This window comes from Polaromonas sp. JS666 (assembly GCF_000013865.1).
In the GTDB taxonomy this organism is placed as follows: Bacteria; Pseudomonadota; Gammaproteobacteria; order Burkholderiales; family Burkholderiaceae_C; genus Polaromonas.
In genome coordinates, this window is sequence record NC_007948.1 from 2,253,698 (window position 1) to 2,275,606 (window position 21,909).

18 protein-coding genes are annotated in these 21,909 nt (G+C 60.9%); 13 read left to right on the forward strand and 5 right to left on the reverse strand.

The features are described from left to right. Positions 1 to 34 precede the first annotated feature (34 nt). The 9 genes from scpA to BPRO_RS10790 all read left to right on the forward strand — a co-directional run bounded on the left by scpA (position 35) and on the right by BPRO_RS10790 (position 10,348). Positions 35 to 2,206, forward strand: a complete 2,172-nt coding sequence (gene scpA, locus BPRO_RS10750; protein ID WP_011483086.1) for a methylmalonyl-CoA mutase — start codon at positions 35 to 37, stop codon at positions 2,204 to 2,206. An 8-nt stretch (positions 2,207 to 2,214) separates the two neighbouring features. Next, complete coding sequence (locus BPRO_RS10755) at positions 2,215 to 2,676, forward strand: GNAT family N-acetyltransferase (RefSeq protein ID WP_041388726.1); 462 nt, start codon at positions 2,215 to 2,217, stop codon at positions 2,674 to 2,676. Further along, positions 2,673 to 3,710 (forward strand): methylmalonyl Co-A mutase-associated GTPase MeaB, encoded by a 1,038-nt coding sequence (gene meaB / locus BPRO_RS10760; protein ID WP_011483088.1) that lies wholly within the window; start codon positions 2,673 to 2,675, stop codon positions 3,708 to 3,710. The genes BPRO_RS10755 and meaB overlap by 4 nt, the downstream gene beginning before the upstream one ends. Positions 3,711 to 3,741: 31 nt before the next feature. Then, positions 3,742 to 5,274 carry an acyl-CoA carboxylase subunit beta gene (locus tag BPRO_RS10765; protein WP_011483089.1) on the forward strand — a complete coding sequence of 511 codons (1,533 nt, stop codon included), beginning with the start codon at positions 3,742 to 3,744 and terminating at the stop codon, positions 5,272 to 5,274. A 34-nt stretch (positions 5,275 to 5,308) separates the two neighbouring features. Next, a complete protein-coding gene (locus BPRO_RS10770; RefSeq protein ID WP_011483090.1) occupies positions 5,309 to 6,211 on the forward strand; it encodes an alpha/beta fold hydrolase in 903 nt (300 codons plus the stop codon). Between the two features lie 24 nt (positions 6,212 to 6,235). Next, the gene (locus BPRO_RS10775) at positions 6,236 to 6,532 is read left to right on the forward strand and encodes a helix-hairpin-helix domain-containing protein (RefSeq protein WP_011483091.1); all 297 of its coding nucleotides are present in this window, start codon (positions 6,236 to 6,238) and stop codon (positions 6,530 to 6,532) included. Positions 6,533 to 6,534: 2 nt separating this feature from the next. Continuing rightward, a complete protein-coding gene (locus BPRO_RS10780) occupies positions 6,535 to 8,583 on the forward strand; it encodes an acetyl-CoA carboxylase biotin carboxylase subunit (protein WP_011483092.1) in 2,049 nt (682 codons plus the stop codon). 167 nt (positions 8,584 to 8,750) lie between these two features. After that, positions 8,751 to 9,221, forward strand: a complete 471-nt coding sequence (locus tag BPRO_RS10785) for a VOC family protein (RefSeq protein ID WP_011483093.1) — start codon at positions 8,751 to 8,753, stop codon at positions 9,219 to 9,221. 89 nt (positions 9,222 to 9,310) lie between these two features. Beyond that, positions 9,311 to 10,348 (forward strand): D-cysteine desulfhydrase, encoded by a 1,038-nt coding sequence (locus BPRO_RS10790; RefSeq protein WP_011483094.1) that lies wholly within the window; start codon positions 9,311 to 9,313, stop codon positions 10,346 to 10,348. Between the two features lie 50 nt (positions 10,349 to 10,398). On the opposite strand, the gene rsxB is transcribed toward BPRO_RS10790, so the two are convergent. The 4 genes from rsxB to BPRO_RS10810 all read right to left on the reverse strand — a co-directional run bounded on the left by rsxB (position 10,399) and on the right by BPRO_RS10810 (position 15,045). Continuing rightward, positions 10,399 to 11,064 (reverse strand): electron transport complex subunit RsxB, encoded by a 666-nt coding sequence (gene rsxB / locus BPRO_RS10795; protein WP_011483095.1) that lies wholly within the window; start codon positions 11,062 to 11,064, stop codon positions 10,399 to 10,401. A 73-nt stretch (positions 11,065 to 11,137) separates the two neighbouring features. Beyond that, a complete protein-coding gene (locus BPRO_RS10800) occupies positions 11,138 to 11,704 on the reverse strand; it encodes a hypothetical protein (protein WP_011483096.1) in 567 nt (188 codons plus the stop codon). Positions 11,705 to 11,732: 28 nt separating this feature from the next. Then, positions 11,733 to 13,370 carry a hypothetical protein gene (locus tag BPRO_RS10805; RefSeq protein WP_011483097.1) on the reverse strand — a complete coding sequence of 546 codons (1,638 nt, stop codon included), beginning with the start codon at positions 13,368 to 13,370 and terminating at the stop codon, positions 11,733 to 11,735. Positions 13,371 to 13,575: 205 nt separating this feature from the next. Further along, positions 13,576 to 15,045: a polyhydroxyalkanoate depolymerase gene (locus tag BPRO_RS10810; RefSeq protein ID WP_011483098.1), complete on the reverse strand. Its 1,470-nt coding sequence runs from the start codon at positions 15,043 to 15,045 to the stop codon at positions 13,576 to 13,578. Positions 15,046 to 15,377: 332 nt separating this feature from the next. Here BPRO_RS10810 and ygiD point away from each other — a divergent pair, with 332 nt between their 5' ends. Further along, positions 15,378 to 16,232 (forward strand): 4,5-DOPA dioxygenase extradiol, encoded by an 855-nt coding sequence (ygiD, locus tag BPRO_RS10815; RefSeq protein ID WP_011483099.1) that lies wholly within the window; start codon positions 15,378 to 15,380, stop codon positions 16,230 to 16,232. A 19-nt stretch (positions 16,233 to 16,251) separates the two neighbouring features. Here ygiD and BPRO_RS10820 read toward each other — a convergent pair whose 3' ends face one another. Then, the gene (locus tag BPRO_RS10820; protein WP_011483100.1) at positions 16,252 to 17,448 is read right to left on the reverse strand and encodes an amino acid aminotransferase; all 1,197 of its coding nucleotides are present in this window, start codon (positions 17,446 to 17,448) and stop codon (positions 16,252 to 16,254) included. Between the two features lie 200 nt (positions 17,449 to 17,648). On the opposite strand from BPRO_RS10820, the gene uvrB reads away from it, so the two are divergent. The 3 genes from uvrB (at position 17,649) to BPRO_RS10835 (ending at position 21,880) form a co-directional block, all read left to right on the forward strand. Then, a complete protein-coding gene (gene uvrB / locus BPRO_RS10825; RefSeq protein WP_011483101.1) occupies positions 17,649 to 19,769 on the forward strand; it encodes an excinuclease ABC subunit UvrB in 2,121 nt (706 codons plus the stop codon). Positions 19,770 to 20,023: 254 nt separating this feature from the next. Beyond that, positions 20,024 to 20,560 (forward strand): Fe-S cluster assembly transcriptional regulator IscR, encoded by a 537-nt coding sequence (gene iscR / locus BPRO_RS10830; protein ID WP_011483102.1) that lies wholly within the window; start codon positions 20,024 to 20,026, stop codon positions 20,558 to 20,560. 102 nt (positions 20,561 to 20,662) lie between these two features. Further along, the gene (locus BPRO_RS10835) at positions 20,663 to 21,880 is read left to right on the forward strand and encodes an IscS subfamily cysteine desulfurase (RefSeq protein WP_011483103.1); all 1,218 of its coding nucleotides are present in this window, start codon (positions 20,663 to 20,665) and stop codon (positions 21,878 to 21,880) included. The last annotated feature ends 29 nt before the right edge of the window (positions 21,881 to 21,909 follow it).

A 21,909-nucleotide genomic window follows, 5' to 3' on the forward strand; every position in this document is an offset into this window, starting at 1 on the left:
TAGCGTGCTTCGATCCTCTTGCCGCACATCCGTCATGAGCTCCAAAAAACCTTTCCCCCAGCCGGATTTCAATCCCGCCAGCCTCGAAGCATGGGCCAAATCGGCGGCCAAATCAGCGCCCGGCGGCAATGTGAACGCGCTGAACTGGCAAACACCCGATGGCATCAGCGTCAAGCCGCTTTATACCGCCGAGGATATCGAGGGCCTGCCCTACACCAACACCTTGCCGGGCTTTGAGCCCTTCATCCGCGGTCCACAGGCCACCATGTATGCCGTGCGTCCCTGGACGATTCGCCAGTACGCCGGGTTTTCCACGGCGGAAGAATCCAATGCGTTCTACCGCAAGGCGTTGGCTGCCGGCGGGCAGGGGGTCTCTGTCGCCTTTGACCTGGCCACGCACCGCGGCTATGACAGCGACCATCCGCGGGTAACCGGCGATGTCGGCAAGGCCGGCGTGGCGATCGACAGCGTGGAGGACATGAAGATACTGTTCGACCATATCCCGCTGGACAAGGTCAGTGTCTCGATGACGATGAACGGCGCGGTGCTGCCGGTGCTGGCCGGCTATGTGGTGGCCGCTGAAGAGCAGGGCGTCTCGCAGGACAAATTGAGCGGAACCATCCAGAACGACATCCTCAAGGAGTTCATGGTCCGCAATACCTATATCTACCCGCCCCAGCCCAGCATCCGCATCATCGGCGACATCATCGAGTACACGGCACAGAACATGCCGAAGTTCAATTCGATTTCAATCTCGGGCTACCACATGCAGGAAGCCGGCGCCAACCAGGCGCTGGAGCTGGCCTTCACGCTGGCCGACGGAAAAGAGTACGTGAAAACCGCGCTGGGCAAGGGCCTGGACGTGGATGACTTCGCCGGGCGCCTGAGTTTCTTCTGGGCCATCGGCATGAACTTTTACCTCGAAGTCGCCAAGATGCGAGCGGCGCGCCTGCTGTGGTGCCGCATCATGAAGGGCTTCAACGCCAGGAGCCCCAAATCACTCATGCTGCGCACGCACTGCCAGACCTCCGGCTGGAGCCTGACCGAGCAGGATCCCTACAACAATGTGGTGCGCACCACCATCGAGGCCATGGCGGCCGTGTTCGGCGGCACGCAGAGCCTGCACACCAATTCGTTTGACGAAGCGATTGCGCTGCCCACCGAGTTTTCGTCGCGTATCGCCCGCAACACCCAGCTCATCATCCAGGAAGAAACCCACATCCCGCACGTGATCGACCCCTGGGCCGGCAGCTACATGATGGAAAAACTCACCCAGGACATGGCTGATGCGGCCTGGGCCATCATTGAGGAAGTCGAAGCCATGGGCGGCATGACCAAGGCGGTGGACAGCGGCTGGGCCAAGCTCAAGATTGAGGCGGCCGCGGCTGAAAAGCAGGCGCGCATCGACAGCGGCAAGGACGTGATCGTCGGTGTCAACAAATACAAGCTCACAACCGAAGACGCCATCGAGTCGCGCGACATCGACAACGTGGCCGTGCGCGACGGGCAGATTGAGCGCCTGAAGGCCATCAAGGCCGGGCGCGACGGGGCCGCCGTGCAGGCCGCGCTGGACGCATTGAGCGCCGCGGCTGAAAATAACCACGGCAACCTGCTGGACCTGAGCATCAAGGCCGTACGCCTGCGCGCCACTGTGGGCGAGGTCAGCGATGCACTGGAGAAAGTTTACGGGCGCCACCGCGCCGATACGCAAAAGGTGACCGGTGTGTACGCTGCTGCCTATGACTCGGCCGAAGGCTGGGAAAACCTCAAATCTGAAATCAACGCTTTTGCCGAGGCGCAAGGCCGCCGGCCGCGCGTGATGATTTCAAAACTGGGCCAGGACGGCCACGACCGCGGCGCCAAGGTGGTGGCCACGGCCTTCGCCGACCTGGGTTTTGACGTCGATATGGGGCCGCTGTTCCAGACACCCGAGGAATGCGCCCGCCAGGCGATTGAAAACGACGTGCATGCGGTGGGCGTCTCGACGCTGGCCGCAGGCCACAAGACGCTGGTGCCGGCCATCATCGCCGAACTCAAGAAGCAGGGCGCCGACGACATCATCGTGTTTGTCGGCGGTGTGATCCCGCGGCAGGACTACGAAATGCTTTACGAGGCAGGCGTCAAGGGCATTTACGGCCCGGGTACACCGATTCCGGCCAGTGCCAAGGATGTGCTGGAGCAGATCAAGGCGGCGGTGAAGGCTTGATCCCGGTCATGCTCTCTCTTGCCCCCGTTGCTGCCTGCGATTTCGAGGAGATGCTAGCAATTCGCATGGAGACCCTGCGCGAAAGTCTTGAGCGCTTGGGGCGCTTTGACCCGGCCCGTGCACGCGAGCGCCTGGAGGCTGGATTTGCGCCGGAATACATGCGACACATTGTGCAGGATGACCAGCGTGTGGGCTACATCACGCTGCGTCCGGCATCCGGGCAGGTGCCGCGCACTTTGCAGCTGGATCACTTGTACATCCGGCCCATTTTCCAAAGCGGTGGCATAGGCGCATGGGCGCTGGATTGGGCCAAGGCGCAGGCTCTACTGCAAGACTGTGACATTACATTGTCTGCACTGAAACAAAGCGCAGCCAATCGCTTTTATCTGCGCCACGGATTCATTCAAGTTGGCGAAAGCGAGTTTGATCTTGATTACCGCTGGTCCCAATCACGCGGAGTGCCGGCGTGAGCACGCTTGAATCGATCATTCACGGCGCGGCGCTGGCCCAGCGTCGCGCCATCGCCAAAGCTATTACCTTGTTGGAGTCCACCCGCGCCGACCATCGAGCGCAGGGCGACGAACTGCTCACCGCCTTGCTGCCGTACACCGGCAAGGCGTTTCGCCTGGGTATCAGCGGCGTGCCGGGCGTGGGCAAATCGACCTTTATTGAGGTGCTCGGTCTGTACCTGATAGCGCAGGGCCACCGCGTCGCCGTACTCACCATCGATCCGTCTTCTACCGTCTCCGGCGGCTCCATCCTCGGAGACAAGACCCGCATGGAAAAACTGTCGGTCCACGAGCGCGCCTACATCCGCCCCAGCCCGTCCAGCGGCACGCTGGGCGGCGTGGCCGAGAAGACACGCGAGGCCATGCTGGTCTGCGAGGCGGCAGGCTATGACGTGGTGATTGTCGAAACCGTGGGGGTAGGCCAGAGCGAAACCGCCGTCGCCAACATGACCGACATGTTCGTGCTGATGCAGCTACCCAATGCCGGCGATGACCTGCAGGCCATCAAGAAGGGCGTGATGGAGCTGGCCGACCTGGTGATCATCAACAAGGCCGACCTGGATGCCGACGCCGCCATGCGTGCCGAGGCGCAAATCACCTCGGCCATGCGCCTGTTTGGCCTGGTCAACAACGCCATGGGAAGTGCACAGGCCGCACAGGCCGGTGAGTTTGACAAACACTGGCATCCCCGGGTCATTCAGCTCAGTGCGCTGCACAACAAGGGCGTCGACGCCTTCTGGGCGGCGGTGACACAGTTCAGAAACCTGCAAACCAGCGATGGCAGGCTCGCGGAACGTCGCCGCCACCAGTCGCTGTCGTGGATGTGGGAGCGCATTGATGCCGGGCTCAAACAGGCTTTCAGGCACGACCCGGCCGTCAGCGCGATGCTGCCCGCACTGGTGGCCCAGGTGGAGAACGGCAGCATTCCCGCCTCAACCGCAGCACGGAATCTGCTTGCAGCCCAATTGGGGCGTGCGCCGGCGGCCATCAAATAAAGAGCATTTCAAAGGGTACAGAAAGTAAATCATGCAAGACATCCTCGAACAACTCGAAAAAAAGCGTGCTGCAGCCCGCCTCGGCGGTGGCCAGAAGCGCATTGACGCCCAGCATGGCAAGGGTAAGCTCACCGCGCGTGAGCGCCTGGAGCTGCTGCTTGACGAAGGCACCTTTGAAGAATGGGACATGTTTGTCGAGCACCGCTGCACCGACTTCGGCATGGCCGACAACAAGATTCCCGGCGACGGCGTGGTCACCGGCTACGGCATGATCAACGGCCGGCTGGTGTTTGTCTTCAGCCAGGACTTCACGGTGTTCGGCGGTGCGCTCAGCGAAGCCCATGCCGAGAAAATCTGCAAGGTGATGGACCAGGCCATGAAGGTCGGCGCGCCGGTGATTGGCCTGAACGACTCGGGTGGTGCGCGCATCCAGGAAGGTGTGGCTTCGCTGGGCGGCTATGCCGACGTGTTCCAGCGCAACGTGATGGCCAGCGGCGTGATCCCGCAGATCAGCATGATCATGGGGCCCAGCGCCGGCGGCGCGGTGTATTCGCCCGCCATGACCGACTTCATCTTCATGGTCAAGGACAGCTCCTACATGTTTGTCACCGGCCCCGAGGTGGTGAAGACAGTCACGCACGAAGAGGTGAGCGCCGAGGAGTTGGGCGGTGCCATCACGCACACCACCCGCAGTGGCGTGGCCGACCTCGCCTTCGAGAATGACGTCGAAGCGCTGTTGATGCTGCGCCGCCTCTACAACTACCTGCCGCTGAACAACCGTGAGAAAGCCCCGGCGCGCCCCAGCGCCGACCCGGCCGGGCGCATGGACCTGAGCCTGGACACGCTGGTGCCCGAGAACCCCAACAAGCCGTATGACATGAAGGAGCTGATCGTCAAGACAGTGGACGACGGCGATTTCTTCGAGATCCAGCCCGAGTACGCCAAGAACATCGTCATTGGTTTTGCGCGCATGGAAGGCCAGTCGGTGGGCATCGTGGCCAACCAGCCGCTGGTGCTGGCAGGCTGCCTCGATATCAAGAGCTCGATCAAGGCCGCGCGCTTTGTGCGGTTTTGCGATGCCTTCAATATTCCGGTAATCACCTTTGTCGACGTGCCCGGCTTCATGCCCGGTACCAGCCAGGAATACGGCGGCATCATCAAGCACGGCGCCAAGCTGCTGTACGCCTATGCCGAATGCACCGTACCCAAGATCACCGTCATCACGCGCAAGGCTTATGGCGGCGCCTACGACGTGATGAGTTCCAAACACCTGCGCGGCGACGTCAACTTTGCCTGGCCCAACGCCGAGATCGCCGTGATGGGCGCCAAGGGCGCGGTGGAGATCATCTTTCGTGAAGACAAGGGTGACCCGGCCAAGCTGGCGGCCAAGGAGGCCGAATACAAGGCCCGCTTCGCCAACCCCTTTGTCGCGGGCGCTCGCGGCTTCATCGACGACGTGATCCTGCCGCATGAAACGCGTAGACGCATTTGCCGCTCGCTGGTGATGCTGCGTGACAAGAAGATTGAGAACCCGTGGCGCAAGCACGGAAACATTCCGTTGTGATGCAAATTGCCAAACCCATGAGCGTTCCTTTGACATGGCTAGCCTGAGCACCTGGCTTGACGCCAAACTGGCCGCAGGGTCCGTCAAGCAACATCGTCAAATTCAACCACCCGAGCTAAACACGCGGTGGCTGCAGACGCCCGCCGGCACGATTCGCGTATTTGACTCTGGTGGTGACAAGCCTTGCGTTGTCATGGCCCCCGACGGCCCGAACGTGCTTGAACATTACCAGGGCTTGTTCGCCTTGTTGGCGCCGCAGGTGCGCGTGGTGTGTTTTGACATGCCGGGCTTTGGATTTTCAGCGCCGAGTGCAGCTTATGACCACTCGCTGGAACAAGGCGCAGCGGCCATCCTCTCGGTTCTGGATCAGCTGAATATCGCCAAAGCGACGCTGGCCTTGAGTTGTGCCAATGGGTTCTACGCGATGCGGGTGGCGCAGCGTGCGCCGCATCGTGTCGCCAGTCTTTTGCTGTCACAAACGCCATCAGTCGAAGCCATGCACCGCTGGACCGAGCGGGTCGTGCCACGGCCTTTGACGTTGCCCGTGCTGGGGCAGGCGGTGAGTTGGGTATTTCGGCAAAAAATGGCGAAGTCCTGGTACCGCATTGCATTGCCCAAGACGACCGACGGCGCACCATTTCAACAAACGGCGCGCCATGCCTTGCGCTGCGGCGGCTGCTTCAGCCTGGCTGGTGTGGTGCAAGGTTTGATACGCGAGTCCGTCAATGCCACCCAAGGTATCAGCACACCCTGCACCGTGCTGTGGGGCAGTCAAGACCGTTCGCATCGGCTGACTGACCCACTGGCTATCCTGCGCGATGCACCGCATGCCGAGGTCGTTCGGTTTGACGGTTGCGGTCATTTTCCTGATCTGGAAAACCCGCAACTGTTCGTTCAGACGCTTTTGTCACAGATGGCCCGCTACACGCACGCTTGAAGTTGCCCGGCCCAACAACTCACCATGCCCAAAGCCGAAACCGCTGCCCTCGCCAAAGTCTTGACGGACATTCCGAACATTGGCGCGTCGATTGCGCAAGACCTGCATTCAGTCGGTATCAACACGCCGGCGGATGTGGCACACATGGACCCGCTGGCGGTGTTTGAAGCCCTGCGCACCCCCATGGGCCATCGCCATGACCTCTGTGTACTCGATACCTTTATGGCAGCCAAAAAGTTCATGAACGGTGGTCCACGCCAACCTTGGTGGGACTTTACGGCAGAGCGCAAGGCGCTGCTGGCAAAACACGATAGGAGATAAACATGTTTACGAAAATACTGATTGCTAACAGGGGAGAGATCGCCTGCCGCGTCATCCAGACCGCCCGCAAGATGGGCATCAAGACCGTCGCGGTCTATTCCGATGCCGACAAGGACGCCCGCCATGTGGAGCTCGCCGACGAAGCCGTCAATATCGGCCCGGCGCCCAGCCGCGAGAGCTATCTGCAGGCCGACAAGATCATTGCGGCCTGCAAGCAGACGGGGGCGCAGGCCATACATCCCGGCTACGGCTTTTTGAGCGAGAACGCCGAGTTTTCGAAGCGGGTGGAGGAAGAGGGCCTCGTCTTCATTGGACCCAAGCACTATTCGATTGCCGCCATGGGCGACAAGATCGAATCGAAAAAGCTGGCGGGAGCCGCTGGCGTGAACTGCATTCCCGGCGTCAACGACGCCATTGAAACGGCCGAGAAGGCGGTGGAGATCGCCAGGGGCATCGGTTACCCGGTGATGATCAAGGCCAGCGCGGGCGGCGGCGGCAAGGGTTTGCGGGTGGCCTTTAATGATAAGGAGGCGCTGGAAGGTTTTACCAGTTGCCGCAACGAGGCGCGCAGCAGCTTTGGCGACGACCGCGTTTTTATTGAAAAATTTGTTGAAGAGCCGCGGCATATTGAAATCCAGTTGCTGGGCGACAGCCACGGCAACGTGGTGTACCTCAACGAGCGCGAGTGCTCGATCCAGCGCCGCCACCAGAAGGTCATCGAAGAGGCGCCGTCGCCCTTCATCAGCGACGCCACGCGCCGGGCCATGGGCGAGCAGGCGGTGGCGCTGGCCAAGGCGGTGAAGTACCAGAGCGCCGGCACCGTGGAGTTCGTCGTTGGCAAGGACCAGAGCTTTTACTTTCTGGAAATGAACACCCGCCTGCAGGTGGAGCATCCGGTGACGGAGTGCATCACCGGGCTGGACCTCGTGGAGCTGATGATTCGCGTGGCAGCCGGCGAGAAACTGCCGATCGAACAAAAAGACGTTCAGCGCAATGGTTGGGCCATCGAATGCCGCATCAACGCGGAAGACCCATTCCGCAGTTTCCTTCCGAGCACCGGGCGGCTGGTGCGGTTCCAGCCGCCCAGGCAAACCATGTTTTCAGCCGACCCTTCGCAGCTTTTCGGCGTGCGGGTCGATACCGGTGTGCAGGATGGCGGCGAAATCCCGATGTTCTATGACTCGATGATTGCCAAGCTCATCGTGCATGGCAGGGACCGGAATGACGCCATTGCCAGGATGCGCGAGGCGCTCAACGCGTTTGTGATCCGCGGCATCAGCAGCAACATCCCGTTCCAGGCGGCGCTGCTGGCGCACCCGAAGTTTGTCGCGGGGGATTTCAATACCGGATTTATCGCGGAAAACTATGGCAAAGGTTTTCGTGCCGAGGATGTGCCACATGACGACCCGGACTTCCTGGTGGCGATGGCAGCCTATGTGAATCGCCGCTTGCTAGGCCGGGCTGCGGGCATCAGCGGCCAGCTGCCGGGCCACAGGTTGACGGTGGGGGAAGAGTTTGTGGTCATCAGCCTGGGGGCGGACGGGCAGAACAGCCCGCGTCCGGCGCTGGTTCGGGATTATCAAGCGGAGTCTGGCTCCAGCGTTGTGGAAACGGGCGACAAGTGCTATGAAATCTGTAGCGGTTGGCATCTGGGCGGCGCCCGCATCCGTGGCACGGCGAACGGCCAGCCCTTCGCGGCCCAGGTTGAGCGCGGCGTGGGCAAAAACCCGTTGGCCATCCGCATTGCGCACAACGGCACACGGCTGGATGCCCTGGTGCTGTCGCCTCGTGCCGCACAGCTTCATGCCCTGATGCCCTACAAGGCGCCTCCCGACATGAGCCGCTATGTACTGTCGCCCATGCCTGGCTTGCTGGTCGAAGTCGCCGTGCAGCCGGGGCAGAAGGTGCAGGCCGGAGAGCGCGTGGCGGTGATTGAAGCCATGAAGATGGAAAACGTGCTGTTTGCCGTGGCTGACGGCGTGGTCGGCAAGGTGCTTGCAGCCAAGGGTGAGTCGCTGGCAGTGGACCAGCCTATTGTGGAGTTCGCATGAATGTGGCCCCCACGGTCGCTCGCTTTGCGTAGCTTCCTGCCCCCCGAGGGGGCCACTGCGCCTGCGGCCCGGCGAAGCCGGTTCCGCGGCCCTTGCTTGGATAAGACCGCCCGCGCCTGTCACCTCGGGTTGATCGGTGGCGATGATTGTTCGTTGAGGAAAATAATATGACGCGTCCCTTTAAAGTGCTGGGCATCCAGCAAATCGCCATAGGCGCAACCAGCAAGGAGCGTCTGCGCACCTTGTGGGTGGACATGCTGGGCCTGGAAGTCACAGGCAATTTCGTCAGCGAACGCGAGAATGTCGACGAAGACATTTGCGCCATCGGCAGCGGCCCCTTCAAGGTCGAGGTGGATCTGATGCAACCACTGGACGTGGAGAAAAAGCCGGCCGTGCACACCACACCGCTCAATCACGTCGGGCTCTGGATTGACGATTTGCCCAAGGCGGTGGAATGGCTGACGGCGCAGGGCGTACGTTTTGCCCCCGGTGGCATACGCAAAGGGGCCGCCGGCTTTGACATCTGCTTCCTGCATCCGAAATCAAGCGACGAGTTTCCCATCTCCGGGGAGGGCGTACTGATCGAGATGGTGCAGGCGCCGCCGGAAGTCATCAAGGCCTTTGCCGCTATGGGCTGAACAGCCCCCATGCCGGCGGGCGGATCGGGCGGGCGGCACAATACAAGCTGCCTTTCTTACAAAAACCGATTCGTCTGGAGCATCGTTTCATGGACCTGAGCCGCTTTCCTCGTCGCCGTTACACCCAGGGGCCGACCCCGCTGGAGTTCCTGCCCCACTTCACTGAAGCACTCCGCGCCACCTGCCCCGAGGGCAGCGGCCCCAATATCTGGATCAAACGCGACGACATGCTGGGCCTGACGCCCGGCGGCAACAAGACGCGCAAGCTGGAGTTCCTGGCTGCTGACGCACTGGCCCAGGGTGCCGACACGCTGATAACCTGCGGCGCGCCACAGTCCAACCACTGCCGCGCCACACTGTGCGCGGCCATCAAGGAAGGGCTCAAATGCCGCTTCGTGATTGAAGAACGGGTGCCCAACAGCTACCGGGAAAATGCCAGCGGCAACAACTTTCTTTTCCGCCTGCTGGGCGTCGAGGCCATCACCGTCGTGCCTGCGGGCACCAACATGATGGAGGCCATGCAGAAAGTCGCCGCCGACCTGGCCAAAGAAGGCCGCAAGGGCTACATCGTGCCGGGCGGTGGTTCCAACGCCATTGGCGGTCTGGGTTATGTGGCCTGCGCGCAGGAGCTGCAGCAGCAGTTTTTCGAGCAGGGCGTGCAGATCGACAAGATCGTCGTGGGCTCGGGCAGCTCGGGCACGCACGGTGGCCTGCTGGCCGGCTTCCTGGGCAACCACATCCATATTCCCCTGATCGGCATTGGTGTGAGCCGCGACCCGGTGGACCAGGATCCCCTCGTGCACAAGGAGGCCCAGGCCGTGGCCGACCTGCTGGGCCTGAATATGACCATTCCGCGCGAAGCGGTCGTGAGCTATGGCGACTGGTGGAGGCCCAAGTATTCGGTACCCAACCAGGCCATGGTCGAAGCCGTGCAGATGCTGGCGCGCACCGAGGCCATTCTGCTGGACCCGGTGTACACCGGCAAGATCATGGCCGGGCTGATCGGACTGGCGCGCAAAGGCCATTTCCGCCGTGATGAAAACGTGCTGTTCATTCACACCGGAGGGGCACCGTCGCTGCATGCCTACGAAGCCGAGGTGCTGGGCCTGACCGAGCTGCCGGCCTGACCGTTTGCAGGACGGAGCCCGGGGCGAGCCCCGGGTAGCCGGTCTTTCTGTCAGGGCTTGTGTTGGCGTTGTGCCCGGGCGCGGGCCAGCGCCGCTTCAATCACCGCGCGCTTTCGCTCCACGATGGCTGTGTCTGATTCGGAGCGGGCAGGCCGGCCTATCACCGGGAGGTCTGCTTTCTTCTCCGGGTCTGCAGGTTTTTTAGCTTGCCGAGTCCCATCTTTTTCCAGTCGAATGCTATGAAAAGTATAGCGATGGAGGGCTGTGTCGGCAGCTTCCTGAGACCAGGCACTCCAGCCGGTGCGCGTGCCCGAGACATTTTCGAGGCTGATGCAGTCAACCGGACACACGGGGATGCAGAGCTCGCAGCCTGTGCAGTAAGGCTCAATCACGGTGTGCATCATCTTGTTGCTGCCCACAATGGCATCGGTCGGGCAGGCCTTGATGCACAGCGTGCAGCCTATGCACCAGGCTTCGTCGATGATGGCCACCCCGCGCGGGCCTTCGGTGCCGTTGGCCGGGTTCAGTGGCAGCACGGGCAAGCCGGTGATGTCTGCCAGCCGCTGGATACCCTCCGCGCCGCCCGGGGGGCACTGGTTGATGGCGGCGTCACCATGGGCAATGGCCTGTGCGTAGGCCGCGCAGTCAGGATAGCCGCAACGGGTGCATTGCGTCTGCGGCAAGGCAGCGTGGAGGCGTGCAGTTAAATCGTTCATGGGGAGTTTGCAGCGGCCGGTGATGATAAGCCGTCGTTGAGGCCGGCGCGCGAATTGGTTCAGGAATGTCGGGCTACTGCTGCGCCGGAAGGGAAATCACGCGTTGGCCGTCGGGCATGGTTTTGACCTGTGCCGGCTTGACGGTCTTTTTCGTTTTGCCGACTTGCACCGGGATGGCCAGCGCTTCAGCCATGCCACCGGAGCGCAGGTAGACATGGATGTAGTGCAGCCCTTCGCCTTGCGGCACCAGGTCCAGCACATAGTCCGCGGACGGCACTGTTTGCACCGCATGACCCCCCGGCAGTTTGCTGCCCAGGCGCAGGCCACCGCTGGGTGCCAGTTCGATTGTCAGTGGCGGCCCTGAGAAAGGGCGCTGCACGCTCAGGCGCACCTGGCTCCGACCGCCCACGGCAGGACTGTCGACCGTATAGCGGATGCGAACGCCCATGCTGGTTTTGGCAGTACGCGCCAGCCCGGTGATGGCCTGTGCCGGCTTCCTGGCGCCTGGCTGTTGGGCCGGCGTGGACTGGTCGGCTGCGATGCCGCCATTGGCGAGGGCCGGTGAGGACAACATGCAAGCCAGTACACAGAGCGGTATGAAGGGGGAAAGCAACTGGCTATTTTTCATGGCGAATTTCATGGTGAACTCCTGGTCCACGGCGTCATGGTCACTGGACCGTCAGGCTGAAGCAGGCGCTGGTATTGCCGCCGCTGGACGTCGGCCGGAAAAGCCGGAAATCGGTGATGGCCAGTACGTAGTCACCGGCCGGCAGACTCCAGCTCGCCGTTTCTGAATTTGACACGATCCCATTGGCCTCAAACAGTCGGCCCGCGTTGTTGTGCAGGACGAAATCAGGATCGCTCACATTGGTGGTGCTGCTGCTTTGCGTGACCGTGAAGGTGCGGTTGCCGGCCGGCAGCGTCAGTCGGACGTGGCGATATTCACCGGCCTTGTTGGCGTCAAGGTAGGGATCGACCGCATTGTCCACACACACATTGGTGAGGGCGGTATTGAGCGAGCCATAGGTCAGGTAGATCGGATTGATGTTGGCAATCGCCGGATTGCCGAAATTGGTCTCATTGTCGGCATAGGGCGTAGCGGGTAGAGCGATGCTCTGCGTGGCCAGAATGCTGGCGACGAGGGCGTTGTTGGATGTGTCGTTGGCAAGCGCCCGGGCAAATGAGTGGATGCTGGAGAGGGCCGCTGAAACCGTCAGGCCCGTCTTCAGGGTGCTCCAGACCTGGCTGAAGCCAATCGACGCGTGGTTGCTGAAATCCCAGAATATTTTCTCCACGCTGTGTTCCCTGAACCAGCCCGGGTTGGTGCTTTCGCCGACGGACACATTGAAGCTGCCGCCGCTGGCCTGGCTCGGCCCGATGGTGTCTGAGTAAATCGGGTTGTTGAGCGCAATGCCCGACCAGCCATTGCTCCAGCCTTCCGAAAATGCCACCCGCAGGTCAAGCAGGTCGTCCGGGCCGCCATGCAGGCCACCCACCGAGTCGTCGCGCGCGAAGGCTTCCTGCAGGTAGTGCCCGAGTTCATGCGCCACCACATGCCTGTCGTATTCGTCGGTGTCGTTGTCGGCAAATCCCAGGAAATAGAGGTTGCGGATCACCGTGCCACCGCTTGTTGTACGCTGGTAAAAAGACGTTCCTATTTGCCCCAATGCAATATCAATATCGCCACCTGACGCAATATTGTTGGGACTCCAGTTCGCATTCAATTTGGGAAAGCTGACGGCCGGATCTACCGAGATGATTTTCTGGGCGGCCTGGTAAATCGTATCCAGAATCGCGAACGGCCCGGCGGCACGTTCGGCGTCGATGTAGGTGCTGCCATTCCAGCCTGAAGCTGCGTTGAGGTTTTGGGTCAAGGCGGGGGTGACGCCGGTGACAAAGGGGGCACCGTCAATGGCCCATTGCGCACCGGCACTGGTGTTGTCGATCACCGATATGTCGGCCGCGTTGCTGCCGATCGCCTTCATCGCGGCTTTGGCACGGATAAATGCCGTTCGTCCCGCTGGCAGGGTCAGGGTGTAATCGCCTGCGGCATTGGTACTGACTGTGGCCAGGACTGACTGGGCGGCTGTGTCGACCGCTTCAACCACGACAGAACGCGCAGGCCGGCGGGCCGTGTTGTCATAGTCGAGCCGCGGCAGCGCGCCGGTGAGTGCGACGGGCACAAAATCGAAGGTGACCTTGCCGCTGACCACCGTCGGGCCGCCGGTGCCGGAGGACCCGCCGCCGCCGCCGCCGCAGGCAGCCAGCAGGAAACACAGCACACAGGCACCCGCCAGTTGTCGCATTTTTTCTCGTCCTCGAACGAAGTATTCACAGGCGCCACGACAAGCTTCGCCGTCATGGCGCGACCCGTCATGCCGGGGCCTCATGCCATCCACTGTTTAAGCGGCCCGGCGGGCATTGCGTGAACCCAATCCTTGACCCATGCCCGCACCGGCAACCGCTACCCAGGTTTAGGGTGATGCGGCTCCGTAAAGTTCAACCACCAGCTCAGCTTGTTTTGCGAGCCGTCTTTGCGGTCCCACGGCCTGACGGTTTTGCTGCCGGTTTTGCGACCGCTTTTGCTGGCGCTTTTGCCTTGGGGGCAGCTACTACGGCCACTTTGCCGGCATTGCGTTTCGTCGTGCCGGTTGATGGCGCGGCTGGCTTTGCCGGTTGCACTGCCAGAGGAGGCAATGTGTTGGTGGCCTTGCGCTGGCCGTGTTGCTCAAAAATAAAGGCTTTGACCTGCGGGTAAACGATCTCGCGCCAGCGACGGCCGCTGAAGATGCCATAGTGCCCGGCACCTTTGACTTCCAGGTGTTTCTGGCGGGCCTTCGGGACGTTGTAGCAAAGGTCGTGGGCAGCTTCGGTCTGGCCAGAGCCGGAAATGTCGTCCAGTTCACCTTCAATGGTGAAGTGGGCTGTCGTTTTGATGTCTTCGGGGCGCACGCGTTCGATCTTGCCGTCCACGCCCACGACATCCCAGGTACCGTTGACCAGCTTGAATTCCTGGAATACGGTGTTGATGGTGTCGAGGTAGTAGTCCGCGTCCATGTCGAGCACCGCGTTGTACTCGTCGTAAAACTTGCGATGGGCTTCCGCGCTGGCATCGTCGCCCTTGAGCAGATCCTTGAAATAGTCGTAGTGGCTGCTGGCGTGGCGGTCGGGATTCATCGCGACAAAGCCGGTATGCTGCAAAAAGCCGGGGTAGACCCGCCGTCCCGCGCCCGGGAAGTTGCTGGGCACCCGGTAGATTACGTTGTTTTCAAACCACTCAAAGCTCTTGTTCATTGCCAGGTTGTTGACCGCCGTTGGCGACTTGCGGGCATCAATCGGGCCGCCCATCATCGTCATGCTCAGGGGCGTCAACTCGCCGCGCGAAGCCATCAGCGACACGGCGGCCAGCACCGGCACCGTTGGCTGGCAAACGCTGATGACATGGCAGTTGCCGTAACTGCCCTGGATATGACGAATGAATTCCTGAACGTAATTGACATAGTCATCCAGGTGGAACGAACCCTCGGACAGAGGGACAGTGCGGGCGTTTTTCCAGTCGGTGATGTAGACCTTGTGGTCCTTGAGCATGGTTTTGACGGTGTCGCGCAGCAAGGTGGCGTAGTGGCCCGACAGCGGCGCCACGATCAGCACCGCCGGCTCGCCCTTCAGGCCGGTCAGCGTGGCGGGGTCGTCGGTGAAGCGCTTGAAGCGGCGCAGCTCGCAAAACGGCTTGTTGATTTCCACCCGTTCGTGGATGGTCACATCCGTGCCGTTCACATCGACGGTCTTGATGTCGAATGTTGGCTTTTCGTAGTCTTTGCCCAAGCGGTAAATCAGGCTGTAGCCGGCGGCCACACGCTGCGCAAAAGGGTTCTGCCCCACTGGCGACAAGGGGTTGCTGAAGAGTTTCGCAGCCGCCTGCGCAAAGTCAACAAAGGGCTCCATCAGTGTGCGCTGGGCTTCATAGACTTGGTAGAGCATGGGACAAACCTTCGTAATTTCTGGATTAATTTGGGGCGAGATCTGGGCGAAATCGGTGCATGTTGCAGTGCAATATAACAGGCATTGACCCTCTGGGTCTAAGGAGTACTACCCATTTTTGGGCCGTTTTAACAGGGATTCGGCCAAAGCGCTCCTGTGGGGCTGCTGACTCCACCCGGTGGCGCGGCTCTGGCCCCAGTAGTCCCGATTCCCCAAAAAGAACTGGCCGCTTCGCCCGCAGGCGACAAGTCCCTGTTTGCAAGGCTTAATATCTGGGCTCAGCAGTGAGCCAGTTCGGGCCGATGCCGTAACCCCCCTCGCAGGAGAAGCCCATGCTCCCCATCCCTGATGCCGCCACGCTGGACCGGCTCGCGTCCCTGAAGAAATCAGAAAGAATGCCGGTGCTTTTTCTCGGCCATGGCAGTCCCATGAACGCGCTTGGCGACAACGAATACCGGCGCAGCTGGCAGGTGCTGGGCGCCGAATTTGGATCGAAACTGCCCCGTCCGCAGCTGATTTTGTGCATTTCCGCGCACTGGCTGACCGAGGGCTGGTGGCTAACGGCCATGGCCCAGCCCAAGACCATCCATGACTTTGGCGGTTTTCCGCAGGAACTCTTTGACCAGCAATACCCGGCGCCAGGCGACCCCGCAGCGGCGCAGGCGCTCAGCCTGCTGGTGCGGCAGCGCGCCTCGGAACCGCTGGGGCTGGACGTGGGTGAATGGGGGCTGGACCACGGTAGCTGGTCTGTGCTCAAGCCCATGTTTCTGGGAGCGGACATCCCGGTCATCCAGCTCAGCATGGATTACAGCCGGGCACCCGACGAACACTATGCGCTGGCGCGACAACTCAAGGCCCTGCGCGACCGGGGCGTGCTGATTGTGGGCAGCGGCAACATCGTGCATAACCTGCGCCAGATGCAGCGGGGGGCCACTGGCAGCCAGGCCTACGATTGGGCCCTGGAATTCGACCAGACGATTGGCGGCTACCTGCAGCAGGGCAACCTCGCCGCCTTGCCTGGCTTCCAGAAACTCGGACAGGTGGCCAAAATGGCCCACCCGACCCACGAGCACTATCTGCCGCTGCTATACGCGGCAGGCGCTGTCGAGGCCCGGGAGCCGATGCGGTTTTTCAACACCAGCTTTCAGGGCGGCTCGATCTCGATGCGTTCGGTGGTCTGGGGCTAGGGCCTGGGCGGCGCCAGTCTTACATCACCTTCGCGATGGAGGCGCAGACGTAGTCGATGTTTTTGCTGTTCAGCGCCGCCACGCACATGCGGCCGGTGTCGGTGCCGTACACGCCAAACTCGTTGCGCAGGCGCACCATCTGGTCTTTGGACAGGCCCGAGTAGCTGAACATGCCGATCTGGGTGGTGATAAAGCTCATGTCCTGCTTGACACCGGCGGCCTTCAGGCCATCGACCAGTTTCTGGCGCATGGCCTTGATGCGCACACGCATCTCGCCCAGTTCCTGTTCCCACAGGGCGTGCAGCTCGGGGTTGTTCAGCACCGCAGCGACCACCGCACCGCCATGGATGGGCGGGTTGGAATAATTGGTGCGGATCACGATCTTGAGCTGGCTCAGCACGCGGGCTGCTTCTTCCTTGCTCTCGCACAGCACGCTCAAGGCGCCCACGCGTTCGCCGTACAGGCTGAAGCTCTTGGAGAACGAGGTCGAGACAAAGAAGTCCAGGCCCGCAGCCACAAATTTGCCGATGACCGCGCCGTCTTCGGCAATTCCATGGCCAAAGCCCTGGTAGGCCATGTCGAGGAAGGCGACGAGGTCTTTGGCCTTGACGGCGGCAATCACCTGGTCCCACTGGGCGGCGGTGATGTCGTAGCCGGTCGGGTTGTGGCAGCAGGCGTGCAGCACGACGATGGTGCCGGGCTCGGCGGCGTTCAGGCTGGCCAGCATGCCGTCAAAGTTCACGCCACGTTTGGCTGCATCGTAGTAGGCGTAGCTGTCGACCGTGAAGCCTGCATTGGTGAACAGGGCACGGTGGTTTTCCCAGCTCGGGTCGCTGATCAGCACCTTGGCGTTGGGGTTGAGGTGTTTGAGGAAGTCTGCGCCTATCTTCAGGCCACCGGTGCCGCCAATGCCCTGGACGGTGGCAATGCGGCCGGAAGTGACGGGTTCGCTGTCAGCGCCAAACACCAGGCCCTTGACAGCCGCGTCATAGGCGGCAATTCCGTCAATCGGCAGGTAACCACGCGGCGAGGGCGTGGCCATCATGGTTTTTTCAGCGGCCTGCACGCATTGCAACAGGGGCAGCTTGCCGTTATCGTCAAAATAAACGCCCACGCCGAGGTTGACTTTGGCCGGGTTGGTGTCGGCATTGAACTGCTCGTTCAGACCCAGAATCGGATCGCGCGGGGCCATTTCGACAGCGGTAAACAAAGACATGAAAAAATCCTCAGGAAGTAATGAAAGAAAGAATCAGCGGAAGAGAGCGGAAGAAGCAATCAATGCAGGCAGGCCGGTTTTACGGGGTGTTACTGCGGAGCGGGCATTTCGGGGGTTTTGAGCTTGTTATTTCAGATTTCGTCCGAATGTCGTATTCTGTTTAGTTGCCCCTGATTTTAACGGGCCCAGATTGAGGTTCTATGCCAGAAGTCACTGAAGTCATTACGGATTTGCCTGATTTATCCCCTGCCGGAGAATTTGTCAGCTTTCCCGATTCGCCCTTTGAGCTGTTCATGCCTTACCCGCCGGCAGGTGACCAGCCGACCGCGATTGCCCAGCTGGTGGAAGGCGTCAACGATGGCGAAGTGTTCCAGACCCTGCTGGGCGTCACGGGTTCGGGCAAGACCTTCACCATGGCCAACGTGATCGCGCGCCTGGGGCGCCCGGCAATCGTATTTGCGCCCAACAAGACCCTGGCAGCGCAGCTTTACAGCGAGTTCCGGGAGTTTTTCCCGAAGAACGCGGTGGAGTATTTCGTCAGTTATTACGACTACTACCAGCCCGAGGCCTACGTGCCGCAGCGCGATCTTTTTATCGAAAAAGACTCCGCCATCAACGAGCACATCGAGCAGATGCGCCTTTCAGCCACCAAGAGCGTGCTGGAGCGCCGGGACACCATCATCGTCGGCACCGTGAGCGCGATCTACGGCATTGGGGCACCCGAGGATTACACCCAGATGCGCTTCATCGCGCGTACTGGCGACAAGATGGGACAGCGCGACGTCATTGCCCGCCTGATCCGCATGCAGTACACCCGTAATGAACAGGATTTTGCGCGCGGCACCTTCCGGGTACGCGGCGACGTGATCGATATCTTTCCGGCCGAGCATTCCGAACTGGCCATCCGCATCGAGCTGTTTGACGACGAGATCGAAAGCCTGCAGCTGTTTGACCCGCTCACCGGGCGTATCCGGCAAAAAGTCCCGCGTTTTGTCGTGTATCCCAAAAGCCACTACGTGACGCCGCGTGACAAGGTCATGGCGGCGGTGGAGACCATCAAGCTGGAGCTGTCCGAGCGGGTGGGGCAGTTTGTGGCCGACGGCAAGCTGGTGGAGGCCCAGCGGATCGAGCAGCGCACCCGGTTTGACCTAGAGATGCTCAGCGAGATCGGGCACTGCAAGGGGATTGAAAACTACACCCGCCACCTGAGCGGATCGGCGCCGGGTTCAGCACCGTCAACCCTGTGCGACTACCTGCCCAAGGATGCGGTGATGTTCCTGGATGAGAGCCACGTCATGATCGGTCAGCTCAACGCCATGTACAACGGCGACCGGGCGCGCAAGACCACGCTGGTGGAATACGGCTTCAGGCTGCCCAGCGCGCTGGACAACCGGCCGCTCAAGTTTGACGAGTTCGAAGCCAAGATGCGCCAGGCCATCTTTGTGTCTGCCACACCGGCGGCCTACGAGCAGGAACACGCGGGCCAGGTGGTGGAGCAGGTTGTCAGGCCCACCGGGCTGGTGGACCCGCAGGTGGAGGTGCGGCCGGCCACGCATCAGGTCGATGATGTGCTGCAGGAAATCCGCATCCGGGTCGACCGGAACGAGCGGGTGCTGATCACCACCTTGACCAAGCGGATGGCCGAGCAGCTCACCGATTACCTGGGCGACAACGGAGTGAAAGTTCGCTATCTGCACAGTGACGTGGATACGGTCGAGCGCGTGGAAATTTTGCGCGACCTGCGGCTCGGTGCATTTGACGTGCTGGTCGGCATCAATTTGCTGCGCGAAGGCCTGGACATTCCCGAGGTCTCGCTGGTGGCGATTCTGGATGCGGACAAGGAAGGTTTTTTAAGGTCGGAGCGTAGCCTGATTCAAACCATTGGCCGGGCGGCCCGAAACCTGAACGGCCGTGCCATTCTGTATGCCGACCGCATCACCGATTCCATGAAAAAAGCCATGGACGAAACCGAGCGCCGCCGCAACAAACAAATTGCATTCAACCTGGAGCATGGCATTACGCCGCGAAGCATTGTCAAACGAATCAAAGACCTGATTGATGGCGTTTACAGCGAAAAATCCGGCAAGGAAGCTGAAAAGCTTGAAATGCAAAAGGCGCTCGTGGAAGACATGAGCGAGAAAGACATCGCCCGTGAGATCAAGCGGCTGGAAAAGCAGATGGTTGAACACGCCAGGAACCTGGAGTTCGAAAAAGCCGCCAGGATTCGAGACCAGCTGCACACGCTCAAGGAACAGGCTTTTGGCGCACCGGGCGCGGACAATGTGGAGGTTATTGCGGCTTCGGGTGCGGGGTCGCGCTAGCTTTCGGCGCGGGCACGCCTGTGCTTTCGCACCATGGCGGTGCATTGAGTGGGCTGGCGCCCCGGGCAGCGGGCCAGGGTGGGAAAACCCGGCCTGTGGTATACTTGACGAAAACAGTCAGGAACAACCTGACAGCAAAAAGAGCCCCCCGCGACATCCCGTTGACTGACTTGGGCTGCTGGAGGACGAGTTCCCTGAGGGTCACAAGCTTTCAGGGTGAAAACGACAGTCAAGCCAACTTAAAGGAGCTTGTTATGCGCCTCACAACCAAAGGCCGCTTTGCGGTCACTGCGATGATTGATTTGGGACTGCGCCAGAACAGTGGGCCGGTCACCTTGGCTGCGATCAGCCAGCGTCAGCAGATTTCCCTGTCCTATCTTGAACAACTCTTTGGCAAGCTGCGTCGGCATGAGCTGGTCGAGTCCACCCGTGGACCCGGTGGCGGTTACACCTTGGGCCGCAAGGCGTCTGAAATCACCGTTGCCGACATCATTGTGTCGGTGGACGAGCCGATTGATGCGACCCAATGCGGTGGCAAGGAGAACTGCCTGGGCGACGGCGGACGCTGCATGACGCATGAGCTGTGGGCCTCCCTGAACAGCCGCATGGTGGAGTTCCTTGATTCCGTGACTTTGCAGAAACTGGTGGATGACCAGTTGGCCAAAGGCGTGGTGGTCGAGAATACTCCTCAGGTGAAAAAGGCCGTTTTTGCTGCACCGGTGGTCAAACCCATCCGTGTCAATGCGCCCAACTCCGTGTTCGCCTTGGGGAACGCATTTTCCAAATCCTGAGGGCCTGAACGCAGTATTTTGCCGGGTTCGACCTGCGGATGAATCGAGGTCGTTGTTTTGAGCTGCCAGCCAACCTGTGAACTAAAAAAGCTAGCTAAATAAATGGATACCCCACACTTTCCGATTTATATGGATTACAGCGCCACCAATCCTTGCGACCCGAGGGTGGTGGATGCCATGATTCCCTGGTTGCGCGAGCATTTCGGCAACCCGGCTTCCCGCAGCCATGCCTGGGGCTGGGAGGCAGAAGCTGCGGTTGAAAATGCGCGCGAGCAGGTTGCCGCACTGATTGGCGCCGATCCGCGCGAAATCGTCTGGACCAGCGGTGCGACCGAATCCAACAATCTGGCGCTGAAAGGCGCCGCCCATTTTTACAAGACCAAGGGCAAGCACCTCATCACGGTCAAGACTGAGCACAAGGCTGTGCTTGATACCTGCCGCGAACTGGAACGCCAGGGTTTTGAAGTCACCTATTTGGATGTGCAGGCCGATGGCCTGCTTGACATGGAGGCCCTCAAGGCCGCCATGCGGCCCGACACCATTGTGGTCAGCGTCATGTACGTCAACAACGAAATTGGCGTGATCCAGGACATCCCCGCGATTGGCGCCCTGTGCCGCGAGCGGGGCATTATTTTCCATGTGGACGCTGCGCAGGCGACCGGCCGTGTGGACATCGACCTGGCGACACTGCCGGTGGACCTGATGAGCTTGACTTCGCACAAAACCTACGGCCCCAAAGGCATTGGCGCGCTGTATGTGCGCCGCAAGCCCCGCGTGCGCCTGGAGGCCCAGATGCACGGCGGAGGCCACGAGCGCGGCATGCGCTCCGGTACCTTGCCTACGCATCAGTGCGTGGGCATGGGCGAGGCCTACCGCATTGCCAAAGCAGAGATGCACGAAGAGAACAAGCGTATCGCCGCCCTGCACGAGCGCATGCTCAACGGCCTCAAGGATGTGGAGGAAGTGTTCCTCAATGGCCATGCTGAAAAGCGCGTGCCGCACAACCTGAACATGAGCTTCAATTTCGTCGAGGGCGAGTCGCTGATCATGGGTATCAAGGGCCTGGCTGTCTCCAGCGGTTCTGCCTGTACCTCGGCCAGTCTGGAGCCCAGTTATGTATTGCGCGCGTTGGGTCGCAGCGACGAACTGGCGCACAGCAGCCTGCGCATGACGATCGGCCGCTGGAGCACGGAAGAAGAGATCGATTACGCGGTTGAAACCATCAAGGAAAATGTGGCCAAGCTGCGTGAACTGTCCCCGCTGTGGGAGATGTTCAAGGATGGGGTTGACCTGTCCACCATCCAGTGGGCTGCCCACTAGACCGGCAGATCCAGCAGATCAGCAGACAA

What these genes read in the sequence shown, in the direction of transcription:
- BPRO_RS10835 (WP_011483103.1), top strand. Translation starts at nt 20,663, where the DNA reads ATGGATACCCCACACTTTCCGATTTATATGGATTACAGCGCCACCAAT.
- BPRO_RS10770 (WP_011483090.1), top strand. Translation starts at nt 5,309, where the DNA reads ATGGCTAGCCTGAGCACCTGGCTTGACGCCAAACTGGCCGCAGGGTCC.
- BPRO_RS10805 (WP_011483097.1), bottom strand. Translation starts at nt 13,370, where the DNA reads ATGCGACAACTGGCGGGTGCCTGTGTGCTGTGTTTCCTGCTGGCTGCC.
- BPRO_RS10790 (WP_011483094.1), top strand. Translation starts at nt 9,311, where the DNA reads ATGGACCTGAGCCGCTTTCCTCGTCGCCGTTACACCCAGGGGCCGACC.
- BPRO_RS10775 (WP_011483091.1), top strand. Translation starts at nt 6,236, where the DNA reads ATGCCCAAAGCCGAAACCGCTGCCCTCGCCAAAGTCTTGACGGACATT.
- BPRO_RS10780 (WP_011483092.1), top strand. Translation starts at nt 6,535, where the DNA reads ATGTTTACGAAAATACTGATTGCTAACAGGGGAGAGATCGCCTGCCGC.
- iscR (WP_011483102.1), top strand. Translation starts at nt 20,024, where the DNA reads ATGCGCCTCACAACCAAAGGCCGCTTTGCGGTCACTGCGATGATTGAT.
- BPRO_RS10785 (WP_011483093.1), top strand. Translation starts at nt 8,751, where the DNA reads ATGACGCGTCCCTTTAAAGTGCTGGGCATCCAGCAAATCGCCATAGGC.
- BPRO_RS10810 (WP_011483098.1), bottom strand. Translation starts at nt 15,045, where the DNA reads ATGCTCTACCAAGTCTATGAAGCCCAGCGCACACTGATGGAGCCCTTT.
- uvrB (WP_011483101.1), top strand. Translation starts at nt 17,649, where the DNA reads ATGCCAGAAGTCACTGAAGTCATTACGGATTTGCCTGATTTATCCCCT.
- BPRO_RS10765 (WP_011483089.1), top strand. Translation starts at nt 3,742, where the DNA reads ATGCAAGACATCCTCGAACAACTCGAAAAAAAGCGTGCTGCAGCCCGC.
- ygiD (WP_011483099.1), top strand. Translation starts at nt 15,378, where the DNA reads ATGCTCCCCATCCCTGATGCCGCCACGCTGGACCGGCTCGCGTCCCTG.
- BPRO_RS10800 (WP_011483096.1), bottom strand. Translation starts at nt 11,704, where the DNA reads ATGAAATTCGCCATGAAAAATAGCCAGTTGCTTTCCCCCTTCATACCG.
- BPRO_RS10820 (WP_011483100.1), bottom strand. Translation starts at nt 17,448, where the DNA reads ATGTCTTTGTTTACCGCTGTCGAAATGGCCCCGCGCGATCCGATTCTG.
- BPRO_RS10755 (WP_041388726.1), top strand. Translation starts at nt 2,215, where the DNA reads ATGCTCTCTCTTGCCCCCGTTGCTGCCTGCGATTTCGAGGAGATGCTA.
- scpA (WP_011483086.1), top strand. Translation starts at nt 35, where the DNA reads ATGAGCTCCAAAAAACCTTTCCCCCAGCCGGATTTCAATCCCGCCAGC.
- rsxB (WP_011483095.1), bottom strand. Translation starts at nt 11,064, where the DNA reads ATGAACGATTTAACTGCACGCCTCCACGCTGCCTTGCCGCAGACGCAA.